The sequence below is a fragment of the Geobacter sp. DSM 9736 genome, from assembly GCF_900187405.1.
Taxonomy (GTDB): Bacteria; Desulfobacterota; Desulfuromonadia; order Geobacterales; family Geobacteraceae; genus DSM-9736.
Genome location: NZ_LT896716.1, coordinates 3,922,988 through 3,934,636, shown reverse-complemented (window position 1 = coordinate 3,934,636; position 11,649 = coordinate 3,922,988). Strand labels below are relative to the sequence as shown.

Below are 11,649 nucleotides of genomic sequence, written 5' to 3'. Positions count from 1 at the left end.
GAAGTTTCCACTGAACCCGTTTCCGGTTGCATCTTGTCTTGTTTTTTGGGGCTTTACCTGCTATCTAAGAACATCCTCAGCAGGAGATACCATGCAGTGCACCTCTGTTCGTCACTTCCGGATCATGCGCCGCGAACTGATATACCTCAAGTTCATCATGGAGGCCTACGAAGGGCTTGCCACTCTGAGTACAGCAGATAAACTGAACGGTATCGTCCGTATCAGCTACGACCCGGCCTTTGCCCCCGATGTGGAGGACCTGCTGTCGGCATTGCAGCAGGAAACGGGGATGGTCGAAGTCGTGGCGGACCCGTCCACTTTCTCACAATGGAGTCCAGGTCATGCTTGAACAGTTCGACACCGGAAGGATTCTGCGGCAGGCATTGGCCAATGGCGGGGAGTTCGCCGACATCTATTATGAAGAAGGCTCCTCGACGGCAATTGTCTGTGACGACGGAAAAATAGAAAAGGTTCTCGCCGGAACCGACAGAGGTGTCGGAATCCGCGTCATCTCCGATCTGCGGACCGCTTACGCCTTCACCAACGACATAACGGAAGCGGCACTCCTCTCCCTGGCCCATACGGCCAGCAGAGCCGTAAAAGGCGAGCAGTTCGCAGGAGTCATGGATCTGCGCCCTCGCAAGTCCGCAGGGGGGTTCCCGATCTTGCAGCCCCCCGACACCGTTCCTCTCGAAGAAAAAGTCGCTCTTGTCCAGGCAGCCGACCGAACTGCCCGCGCTTTTGACCCCGATGTGCGGCAAGTAACGGTACTTTATCGGGACGGCACCGCCACCATGAAAATCATGAACTCTCTTGGGGAGTTCATCGAGAACAGCCGCACCGGCACCGTCTTCACCGTTCAGGCGGTTGCCGCCCGCGGCGACATCATCCAGACCGGCTACGAACCACTGGGAGGCGTTCGGGGTTTCGAACTGTTCCGTGACCGTTCTCCTGAGGAAATCGCCGTCACCGCCGCCCGGAGAGCCGTCATGATGCTTTCGGCACGCAAGGCGCCCGGCGGGTCCATGTCGGTGGTTCTCTCCTCTGAAGCGGGAGGAACGATGGTTCACGAGGCAATCGGCCACGGGCTGGAGGCCGACCTTGCACAGAGCGGAATGTCGGTTTACTCCGGAAAGGTCGGCACGCAGGTCGCATCCCCCCTCGTCACTGTCGTCGACGACGCAACAATCCCCCATGCACGCGGATCCTTCTTTTTCGACGACGAGGGATCGCCTGCCGAGAGAACGGTGCTGGTGGAAAACGGCATCCTCAAAGGATACATGTACGACCGCCTCACAGCCATGAAGGAGGGCTGCCGATCCACAGGCAACGGGCGGCGCGAGTCTTACCAGATGAAACCGATCGTCAGGATGTCCAACACCATCATCGCTCCCGGGTCGTCATCGCCGGAATCCATCATCCAGGGGGTCGAGCGGGGGCTGCTCGTGCGAAAAATGGGGGGTGGTCAGGTCAACACAGTGAACGGCAACTTCATGTTCGAAGTGACCGAGGGGTACCTCATCGAAAATGGAGTGGTGGGAGAACCGGTGCGAGGAGCGACCCTGACGGGGAACGGACCCGACGTTTTGAAAAAAATCGAAAAGGTGGGCAGCGACCTCGGTTTCGGCATCGGCACCTGCGGAAAAGACGGTCAGGGTGTACCGGTTGCCGATGCACAGCCGACACTTCTGATCGGGGAAATCACGGTCGGTGGAGCAGCATGAGACAATACAGCACCAAGTTTTCAAGGAAGGGATGATGCTACACATGCCCCACCCATCCACTCCTCCTTACGAACATCTCCTGTCATCTGTGCAAGAGCGGGCATCGCTGGACGGCTACCATCTCGCAATTTACGGGCGGGAGGGAGACAACCGGATTACCGGCAGTGAGGCGTGGCAGGCCTGCCGCGCCGAAGGATACAGCTCACTGTGCAGCGCGGTTTGCCTCTCCTCGCTGAAAACCAGCATTGACCAGGCATCCGAAACAGGACGCCCCGCACTGTTCCGCTGCCCCCTGGGTCTGCTTGGATTCGTAGTCGAGCTGCAACACCAGAACGGGCAACACCACTACCTTGTAGCCACCGGTGTAAGAGAAAAGTCTCTGGACCTCTATCGGATAGAGGCCATATCCAAGGCTGAGGGGATGAATCCCTTCGCCCTTCTTGAACATCTGCAGGAACTGCCCGTAGTTACCGAGCAGGAGGTGAGCAGCGCCGCGCAACGGGTGCAAGCCTTAGCCGTTCTTCCGGCTGAGGGAACGGAACGGACGCCGGGCGACGCCGACCTGCGCGACCGGCTGAAGCTTGCTTTGCATGTGTCGGAAGAACTGGATAGCTGCGCCTCCCCCCAGGAAGTCTTCGACCTCCTCTCCGAAGCCATTGGGATCATGCTCGACGCACCGGGCATTTCCGCCGTCATTCCCTCCGACAATGGAAGCACTTTCACTTTGCAGGAGCTGTGGGGAGAAAGCGCTCCTACCTCCGTCAAAGCCGACCTCCTCTATCGTTTCTCACCCCCCGGATCGACACCACCCGTGCCTCTGCAGGAAGACGTACTACGGAAACTCCTCCCTTCCAGTCAGGTCCACACGGCAACCTACCTGCCGCTCTCCACGGGGGGGACGACGTTTGGCGCCATGATCGTGCAGGGGGGGGAAGTGGCCGGAGACGATCTCCTGCTGATGGGCATAATGATCGGGCGCGCCGCGCTGCGGCTGGCCATGCTCCAAAGGGAAGAAGAGTTTACCCGGAAAACCTCACGCTCCGAGAGGCTGCTCGGCATGATCAGCACTCTGGCTCTGAGCGATGGAGAGGCGTTTCACGACATCGTGCTTCAGACGGCAGCGGAACTGGTGGAAGCTTCCAGCGGCTCATTCATGCTTTTCGCTGAGGACCGTGAAGTTCTACGCATCAAATCCGCCCTCGGACTGAATCCGCAGCTGCTCAAGGTGATGGATGTTAAACCGGGCAGCGGCATTGCCGGGAAAGTCGCACTGAACGGAACCCCTCTGGTGGTAAACGACATCGAAAAGGACCCGCGGGTTGCCTCCCCCAACCGGCCGCGGTTCAAGACGAAGTCATTCATGTCGCTCCCTTTCCTCCACCGCGGGCAGGTCCTGGGCGTTCTCAACCTGGCAGACAAAAAGAACGAGGGTATCTTCGTGGAGGAGGATCTGGCGCTGCTAACCCCCTTCACCAACCATGTCGCCTCGATGCTGCGCCGGAACGACTACCAGGAAAAGGTCGAGATGCTGGAGCGTCTTTCCATCACAGACCCCCTTACCGATCTCTACAACCGGCGCTTCCTTGAACGTCGCATGGATGAAGAGATCAACAGAAGCATGCGCAATCAGCAGCACATGACGGTCATGCTGATCGATATCGATTACTTCAAGACCTACAACGACATCTGCGGGCATGTGGCTGGGGACAAGGCTCTCAGGAAGATCGCGCGGGTACTGAGGGGCTCGGTGCGGGAGATGGACGTCGTAACCCGTTACGGAGGGGAGGAATTTTGCGTTCTGCTGCCTGGAACGTCAAAGCGCGAGTCGATTTTCGTAGCCGAAAGGATCAGGCGGGATGTAGAGGCGGAACTGTTTCAGGGGGAAGAGCACCTTCCTTTCGGCCGATTGACGGCAAGCATAGGCATCGCCTCCTTTCCCCATGACGGCAACAACCCCACTACCCTCGTCAACGCCGCCGATATAGCTCTATACGAGGCCAAATCAGGGGGACGGAATCGCATCGTGATGCTGAACGGGACGAAGCAGGAAGAGAACAAGGAAGCCCCCAGGATCAGTCTGATGAAAAAATGAACGGCGACCCGACTTGAATAAAAAAGGGCGGCCCATCAGGGTCGCCCTTTTTTGCATACTGCTCACGCGCAAGATCGCCGGCAGGCGGTGTTACCGGTCCGCAAGTCTGTCGAGAAGGTTGGCGGGAAATCCGAGGTTTTTGAGGACGGATGCATTACTCTTTATGGTGGTGGTCTGAGGAGACTCTACCGGCTGCTCGGCATGAGGAGATCCGTCTAGAAGCCGGTTGGCCAGCTCACCCGCTTGCCGGCCCAATGCCCCCCTGTCGATATCGACGGCTGCGGCAGCGCCCATCCGCAGGTGAGCTGCAGTGAAGGAAACCACCGGCACCGACTGCTGCAGCGAGAAACCGAACCACGCCTCCAGGTTCTCTCGCGTCACTGCTGTTGTGTCCGGGATCATCCAGAGGGCATCCACTTTCCCCTTCAGGTCATAGAGGGCGGCTACCGCCTCCCTGGGGTTATGCACTTCGCGCAGCACCAGGTGCACCCCTGCCCGCTTCGCCGCCGCCACCGCCCGCTTTACGTACCAACCCGTCTTTGCAGGATCGTACAGGACACCGATTCTCTCGGCACGTAGCGGACCGAACAGAGGGAAATACCTCTCAGGAGGAACATACATGTCGATGCCTGCAATGCCGGTGCGCTGTCCGTCATGAAGGCCCAGGGTCATTACAGCAAGAACCGGCGTCTGCCGCAGTTTCCGAACTTTGGCCATGGCTTCGTCGCCAAGAGCCACCACGAGCCGCGGCCGCTCCTCCCGCACCACCCGCACGACATCGGCATCGGCGTAGTCGCTGAGGACAAGGAGGCGGCTTTCAGCCCCGCAGGCACTGCGGAAACCGCGCACTACGTCGTCGTACACAGAGCTCCTGTTGCTCTGGACGAGGAGCAGGTCGTACCCCCACGCAGCACCGGTCCCCCAGAGAATGAGGCAGAGTATGAGAACGATGGATCTTCTCAAAATCTGAACCTCACTCCACCCTCGATCCAGCGGGGGGCATTCCTGAAAATCAGCTTCGAATATTGGGCACCGTTGAAGAGGTTGCGGGCCGAGAAGAAAACCTCAGGCTCGATGTAGCCTAGCCGGGGTAGTTTCTGGGTCAGGTGAAGATCCCAGGTGATGGCGGTATATCTACCTTCGAATATAGAAGGAGACCTCCACCAGACGTAATTTCCCGTGGCGATTCCCTTGAGTCCGATGCGGCTGTCGTCGTACGTCAGCCCCAGCTTCGCTCCGTGCTGGGGCACCCCTTGCAGGCGCTCGTGGGTATCCGCGTCCCTTGCGTCGGTGAAGGTATATCCCCCCGACAGCGAGATCCCCTGCCAGGAAAGGGTCCGTGCCTCAACCTCGAACCCCTGCTTCGTCTGTCTGGCGAAGGTCGAGGGATTCGCGTCTATCAAAACGTCCCATATGCGGTTGTAGAAGAGGGTACCCTTGAGCCACAGATACGGGATATCATTGCTCTCGACCCCCGCCTGCGCCGTCCAGACTTTTTGGATATTTTCGCTCAGACCGAGAGACGGCATCCCGTATCCGCGTGCTCCATAGGCACGAAGGAAGGTCTTTTCGGTAACGCGGAACGTTGCACCCGCGTTGTAGCTCAGGTATTCACCGGCAATTCCGGTGTGGTCCAGGCGGATGCCGGGAAGGAGTGTGAAGCGGCCGAGGGAAAATGCTCCGTTGGCGTAGGCTCCCCAGCGGTCGAAGGAGCGATCAAAGCTAGTGGTAGTGGGAGGGATGGTAATGTCCGCGTGGACATTTACATGATCGTAATCGAACCCGCCGACGACCCCGGTGGAGCTGTCCCCCCACGACAGCTTGGCGCTCCCTCCCCAGGCAGATTCACGGTCCGAGACAGCCTGATCGATCACGAAAGTGCCGCCGGCAATATTTCCCCAGGTGGTTTCACTGTCCCGGCTGCTCCCCCGCAGGTTTATGGTGAGGGTCGTACGCTCCGCCAGCGGCTGGTCGAGAGACAGGAACGAATATCCGGAATCTATTTTCCCAAAGTCATGAACAAAGATGCCCCACGGAAGAAGCCATCCCTCCTCCATTCCCTGCCTATTGTCACGTATGCTCGCGCCCAGCGTCAGGAGTCCGTTCGTCGGAAGGTCATAGGTGAGCTTCAGGTAACCGTTGTTTTGATTGATTCCATTATTGGGGAGGAGGCCGTCCGAATGAAGGGTGCCGCCGGATAGGTAGTAGCCGAGCCTGCCGATGGTGCCGCTGGCTTCCCCTCTGGTATCGCTCGTAGATCGTTCACCCAGCGAGGTGGAGAGAGCACCGGTCAACCGGCGCTGATTCTCCGGCGACTTCGTGATAACGTTGACGACCCCTCCCAGGGCAGGCCCCCACGAGGGAGATGCCGCGCCTTTGATGATTTCTATCCGATCGATCTGCTGTACCGGGATGCCCCCCGGATCTGTGATCCCCTGAACATACGTGTTGATCTGGACACCGTCGATGAGGAGCAGTATGTGGGTGTCCGTCCCGATCGCGCCCTGGATGAAGAAGTCGGTCCATGTTCCGGGGGTGCGGGTATACTGAAGCTGGATACCCGGGATCGTCTGAAGGACATCGGCAAGGGTGTGGGCGTTGAGAAGGGCGATCTGGTCGGCGGTGACGACGGTGACATTTTCGGCGATGCGAGATACCGGGCGGGGAACGCGGGATGTGGAAAGGACCGGCTCCTCTTCCCCCTCGAAAAGAGCGAGGGTAGACGAGCCCTCCTCAGCGCGGGGAGAGGGCACTGCTGCACTCCACACGGCAAGGAGGACTGCCATAGCTGTCAGGAATTTCTTGTACAAGAAGCCCTCAAGGGAACAGAAGCAGGTGCCGACACGCGATAATGAGGCGCAATGTCGCAGCGAGTATTTATCACTTTCCACCTTTTCATGTCCAGCATATAATGCTGGCTAACATCCTGAAAAAGGATGAGAAATTCCCAATAGGAGGATTTATGGGAAACGACAGCGAGAAGGTCGAGCGGGAGATGGAGCTGGAAGTCATAGATGAAGGAATCGACGACGCTGACGGCATTATGGGGTGTTGCACGGTAGGATTTGGCAGATTCTAGACCTGTTGTTGCGCCTCGTTGCTCAAGGGGAGCTTCTGCTCCCCTTTTTTTTCGGAGAATTAATGCCGTTGTCACGCTATGTTAAAATCTGGCCCTGCCCCGACAGGCCGGGATGTATCATCCTCTACTCAACCCGTAAGGGCTCCGTCGTCCGCATCCCCGAATCGCGCCTCGACGACATTACATCAGGAAACGCGGGTGAAGCGGAAACGGCAGCACTGCAGCGTGTCGGCATCCTCGTTGAGGACCGTGACCGGGAACGGCAGGAGATGGAAACCCTGATGGAGCAAACCAACAGCCGGAGCAGGATGTTCCGCGCGAAGGTGGCCCTCAACCTCGACTGCAACCTGGCGTGCCCCTACTGTTTCGAGGGTAACTTTCGGAAAAAACAGTACATGTCCGAAGAAACCGCAGGCCTGCTCGTCGAGCACGTGCGGAATCACCTCCGGAAAGGGGGTGACGTCAGGCTCGGCTTCTACGGCGGCGAGCCGCTTCTTTCCATTCCCCTCATCACGGAAATCTCCACCCGACTGCTGGAAGAAGCAGGACAAACCGGTTCCTCCTACACCTTCTCCCTCACCACCAACGGAACGCTACTAACGAGGAAAGTGGTGGAGAAACTTCTCCCCCTCGGGCTTACCGGCGCCATCGTCACTCTCGACGGCCCTCGCCACATTCACGACCGCCAGCGCCCCTTCGTCTCCGGGAAGGGGAGCTTCGACGTAATAGTCACCAATATCGCGGAAGTGGCTAACCTTACCGAGGTCCAGATAGGAGGGAACTTCACCGAGGAGAACTACCGCGAATTCCCCACGATGCTCGACGTGCTCAAAGAACGCGGGATCGGCCCGGAGAAGCTGGGATTCGTCGAGTTTGCTCCGATAATGCCTAAAACCGGGGGTCTGGTCGGAACAGACAGCGGGCATGGCTGCATCTCCAGCAGCGAGCCGTGGGTTGCCGAAGCCGCCCTCTTCCTGCGGGAGGAGACGTTGAAGCGCGGATTTGCAGTAAAGAAAACGACCATGTCGGCCTGCGTCGTGGAAATGGAAAACGACCTGGTGGTGAACTGGGACGGCGCCCTCTACAAGTGCCCCGGCTTCATGGGATGGCCGGAAATGTCGGTAGGAACGCTGGCCCAGGGGGTGGGCGATTACCGGGAGTCACACAACCTCGACCTCTGGAAGAGGGAGGAGTGCCTCGACTGCGCCTATCTTCCGCTCTGCTTCGGCGGGTGCAGGCTCATAACCCTGATGAGTCACGGCGCCATCGACAGGGTCGATTGCCGTAAGGCCTTACTGGATAAGACGCTCCGCGAAATAGTGCTCCAGGACATGCGGTATCGGAAGCGCTCTCCGGAGAAAAGGGAGCCGTAACCGCCGTATCCTCAAGAACCATTTCTCAACCGCTCCCCCTTCTGCCGCTCTTCAGCGGCCCTTGCCCCCCAGCCTTTCTGCTCGTACGCCTCCGACAGATTGAACCGGAATCGCGGATTGTCCGGCTGAAGGCGCACGGCCTCCTCAAGCTCTGCGATGGCCGCATCGGTCTTTCCCTCCATGCCGTAAAATGCTCCAAGGTTGTTGCGGGCGTCCGGGTACATCGGCGCAGACCGGACCGCCTGGATGAAATGACCTCCGGCCTCCTCGGTTTCCCCTTTCTGCATGAGAGCCGTTCCCAGAGAGTTATGCGCCTGCGGCAGGTCGGGAGCAAGCCGCAGCGCCTGCCTGTAGCTAGCAATTGCTTCATCAGTTTCACCCTTTGCCGCGAAAGCAGTGCCCAGATTGTGCCACGCCTCGGGATACTCCGGTTTCCTTTTCAGCGCTTCCCGAAACTCTCCTATGGCCTCGTCATACCGCCCCAGTCCGGTCAGAACAGTGCCCAGGTTGTACCGAGGACGTGCCTTGGCCGGAGATTTCGCCGCCGCATCGCTCCATAGGGCCAGAGGGCTTTGCCACACTTCGTTCCTCCGCCACGTCGCCGTCCCGAGAAGCAGGACCGCTGCAATGCTACCAGCCACCACCACCTTTGCCCCCACTCGCGCAACCAGAAGACCAGCCGATACCGCGACTGCCATGGCTGCACCGGCTGAAGGAAGGTAGAGCCGGTGCTCCGCAATGACGTCATCCAGAGGAATTACGGTTGACTCCACAAGTAGTGTAAGGAAAAACCACCCGATGCCGAACGGGATGAACAAGAATGCTGAATCGATCCTTCCTGCCTTTGCCCGTCTCACAAGCCACAAAGCCAGAAAGACCAGAGACAGCAGAAATACCAGTGAGCAGAATACCGGCAGGGCCAGCGGCGAATGGTACAAGGGGTAATCGTAGTCCAGATTCTGCGCCACGGGAAAAACAAGAAGTCGCAGGTACGTCACGAGCACCCGGGGCTGTGTCACGAGGTATTCCCAGCGGGAAACGGCTGTGCCTCCTCGTGCCTGGTCAAGCATCTCCTCTACCGAATCGGCAGAAGGCCCTGAAAGATGCCACCCAACAACGGGAATAAGCACCCCCAGGAGTAGGGGAAGAAGGCGCAGCAGCCGGACACGCCAGGGGACAGAAAGAAAGAGGGCGCTGTAAAGCAGCCCCGCCAGCGGCAACGTAACCGAAATCTCCTTGGTCAGCATGGCCGCAGAGGCAACGGAAAAGGAGACGGCCGCATAAACCCAACGGGGCACAGCCGTCTGACGCGCAGCGTCCTGCAACAATCCCCACTTCGCCCAAAGGACGAGAGAGAGAAGGTACAGCATCGTCGCCATTGAAGTGAGGCGCTGGGTTATGTAGGCAACCGCCTCCGTCTGGACCGGGTGTGCGACAAAAAGAAGTGAGGCGGAGAGGGCGATCAGCGGAGCATGACCTCCCAGTCTGCTTTCCCGCATACTGGGTTCCCGAAAGATGATCCTACAGAGGGTATAGACAAGGATAGCGGCAATGATATGGATGAGAAGGTTGACGGCGTGATAGCCAACCGGATGGAGCCCTCCTACCTGGTAATTCAGGGCGAAAGTAAGGTATCCAAGGACCCTGCGGGGATGGTTGCGATATCCGGCACCTTCGTGGAGAAACCCGTCCAAGCTGTGGACGACGCCGTTTTCCACGATGGAGGTACGATCATCAAAGACGAACGGCGCTTGGAAGGTCCCAGCGTATATAACGCAGGCAACCGCAGCTATTAGAACGAAATGCGCTACAGGGAGTGCCTGGGATCGGACATTTCCGGAATCTGGAGGATAGGACACGGAAGCAGCTCTGCAGTGAAAAGGGGCACCGTCAGATGCCCCTCTCGGTTTACTCGGCAGGGAGAACGGTTGCCTTGTTGATCATGACCGGGTCTACCGGCACGTCGGAATGGCCGGCACGGCTTCCCGTTTTAACGTCCCTGATGGCATCGACAGCGTCCATTCCCTCGATGACTTGGCCGAAAACCGCATAACCGTACTGGTCCGGGTTCTTTCCCTTGTGATCGAGGAACGGGTTGTCTACGACGTTTATGAAAAACTGTGAAGTGGCGCTGTCAACGACACTGGTGCGTGCCATGGCAAGAGTTCCACGCTTGTTGGAGAGTCCGTTCGCAGCCTCGTTCTTTATGGCGAATTTCGTCTTCTTCTGCTGCATGTCGGCATCAAGCCCTCCCCCCTGGATCATGAAGGTCTTTATGACACGATGAAAAATAAGGCCCTCGTAGTAACCGTCGTTGACGTAAGAAAGGAAGTTGCGGACGCTTATGGGCGCTTTCTCCTTGAACAGTTCGATCTTGATGTTCCCCATCGAGGTCTCCAGGAGTACCTGCGGGTTGGTTTCTTCAGCCATGTAATCCTCCTTCGGTATGTTGTCTCGGATTATTTTGCACAAAAATCCTTGAATGTCACGGGCAATTGCAATAATTACCAATGGAGCTATCATTAATCGAAAGACGCAGGACAGGAGGAGATATGTTTCGCAAGATATGGGTATGCTTATTGATGACCGTGTTCTTCTGTGGCAGTGCTGCGGCACAGAGTGCCCCTCCCGCTGCGCAGCCTCAATCCCAGACGGCACGGGTAGGGAAAGCCGCCCCCGCCTTTACCGTGGAGGCCCTGGTGGGAAAGGAGCCGGGAAAAGAATTCCGCACCATCAGCCTTGCCGACTACCGCGGAAAGTGGGTCATCCTCTTTTTCTATCCCTATGACTTCACCTTTGTCTGCCCCACTGAAATTCGCGGATTCAACGCGGCCCTCGATTCCTTCCGGAAGATGAACGCGGAGGTCCTGGGAGCCTCGGTAGACAGCAAGTTTTCTCATCTGGCATGGCTGCAGCGGGGCGACCTGGGGGATCTTAAATATCCCCTTCTGGCGGACTTCAAAAAGGAGATTGCAACGGCATACGGCATACTGGACGAGCGGGAGGGAGCAGCACTTCGCGGACTCTTCATCATCAACCCTGAAGGTGTACTTCAGTACATGCTGGTACACAACCAGTCGGTAGGGCGTAGCGTGGATGAAACCCTCAGGGTCCTGGAAGCACTGCAAACGGGAGAAATGTGCCCCCTCGGATGGAAGCCCGGCCAGAAAACCCTCGGCAAATAACGCATACGGGCGCCCTCACAAGCGCCCGTTTCCTCACCACAATTTTTTTCACTCGACCCTTCCTTAGAATTTATAAATTTATTTCATTTTCTAAAAAATACTGTATACTTTATCCCAATTTCCCCCCCACAACTTTAATGATAACAGTAACGTACTTTTCGTTTACACATTCTGTGCCTGCTCCATTCCGATCCAC

Annotated in this window: 10 protein-coding genes; 6 read left to right on the top strand and 4 right to left on the bottom strand. The window is 57.9% G+C overall.

What is annotated here, in order from left to right:
* The first annotated feature begins 91 nt into the window (after positions 1 to 91).
* From CFB04_RS17630 to CFB04_RS17620, 3 genes are read left to right on the top strand one after another with little or no spacing between them, the layout of a single operon-like run.
* Positions 92 to 349: a DUF4911 domain-containing protein gene (locus tag CFB04_RS17630; protein WP_088536622.1), complete on the top strand. Its 258-nt coding sequence runs from the start codon at positions 92 to 94 to the stop codon at positions 347 to 349.
* The gene (locus CFB04_RS17625; RefSeq protein WP_088536621.1) at positions 342 to 1,724 is read left to right on the top strand and encodes a TldD/PmbA family protein; all 1,383 of its coding nucleotides are present in this window, start codon (positions 342 to 344) and stop codon (positions 1,722 to 1,724) included. The genes CFB04_RS17630 and CFB04_RS17625 overlap by 8 nt, the downstream gene beginning before the upstream one ends.
* Positions 1,725 to 1,755: 31 nt before the next feature.
* Positions 1,756 to 3,816, top strand: coding sequence for a diguanylate cyclase (locus CFB04_RS17620; RefSeq protein WP_088536620.1), 2,061 nt, complete (start codon positions 1,756 to 1,758; stop codon positions 3,814 to 3,816).
* Positions 3,817 to 3,906: 90 nt separating this feature from the next.
* Here CFB04_RS17620 and CFB04_RS17615 read toward each other — a convergent pair whose 3' ends face one another.
* Positions 3,907 to 4,779 (bottom strand): ABC transporter substrate-binding protein, encoded by an 873-nt coding sequence (locus CFB04_RS17615; protein WP_088536619.1) that lies wholly within the window; start codon positions 4,777 to 4,779, stop codon positions 3,907 to 3,909.
* On the bottom strand, positions 4,776 to 6,626 hold the full coding sequence (locus tag CFB04_RS17610; protein WP_157698829.1) for a TonB-dependent siderophore receptor: 1,851 nt from the start codon (positions 6,624 to 6,626) through the stop codon (positions 4,776 to 4,778). Before CFB04_RS17610 ends, CFB04_RS17615 begins: the two co-directional genes overlap by 4 nt.
* A gap of 331 nt (positions 6,627 to 6,957) precedes the next feature.
* Here CFB04_RS17610 and gptM point away from each other — a divergent pair, with 331 nt between their 5' ends.
* Positions 6,958 to 8,268 carry a geopeptide radical SAM maturase gene (gptM, locus tag CFB04_RS17600; protein ID WP_088536616.1) on the top strand — a complete coding sequence of 437 codons (1,311 nt, stop codon included), beginning with the start codon at positions 6,958 to 6,960 and terminating at the stop codon, positions 8,266 to 8,268.
* An 11-nt stretch (positions 8,269 to 8,279) separates the two neighbouring features.
* Here gptM and CFB04_RS17595 read toward each other — a convergent pair whose 3' ends face one another.
* Positions 8,280 to 9,767 (bottom strand): tetratricopeptide repeat protein, encoded by a 1,488-nt coding sequence (locus CFB04_RS17595; protein WP_088536615.1) that lies wholly within the window; start codon positions 9,765 to 9,767, stop codon positions 8,280 to 8,282.
* Positions 9,768 to 9,824: 57 nt separating this feature from the next.
* Between CFB04_RS17595 and CFB04_RS17590 the strand changes: the two genes are divergently transcribed.
* Positions 9,825 to 10,064, top strand: a complete 240-nt coding sequence (locus CFB04_RS17590) for a hypothetical protein (protein WP_088536614.1) — start codon at positions 9,825 to 9,827, stop codon at positions 10,062 to 10,064.
* Positions 10,065 to 10,176: 112 nt separating this feature from the next.
* Here the strand turns inward: CFB04_RS17590 and CFB04_RS17585 are convergent, their stop codons facing one another.
* Positions 10,177 to 10,698 carry a peptidylprolyl isomerase gene (locus CFB04_RS17585; RefSeq protein WP_088536613.1) on the bottom strand — a complete coding sequence of 174 codons (522 nt, stop codon included), beginning with the start codon at positions 10,696 to 10,698 and terminating at the stop codon, positions 10,177 to 10,179.
* A 122-nt stretch (positions 10,699 to 10,820) separates the two neighbouring features.
* Between CFB04_RS17585 and CFB04_RS17580 the strand changes: the two genes are divergently transcribed.
* Complete coding sequence (locus CFB04_RS17580; RefSeq protein ID WP_088536612.1) at positions 10,821 to 11,453, top strand: peroxiredoxin; 633 nt, start codon at positions 10,821 to 10,823, stop codon at positions 11,451 to 11,453.
* Positions 11,454 to 11,649: the final 196 nt, after the last annotated feature.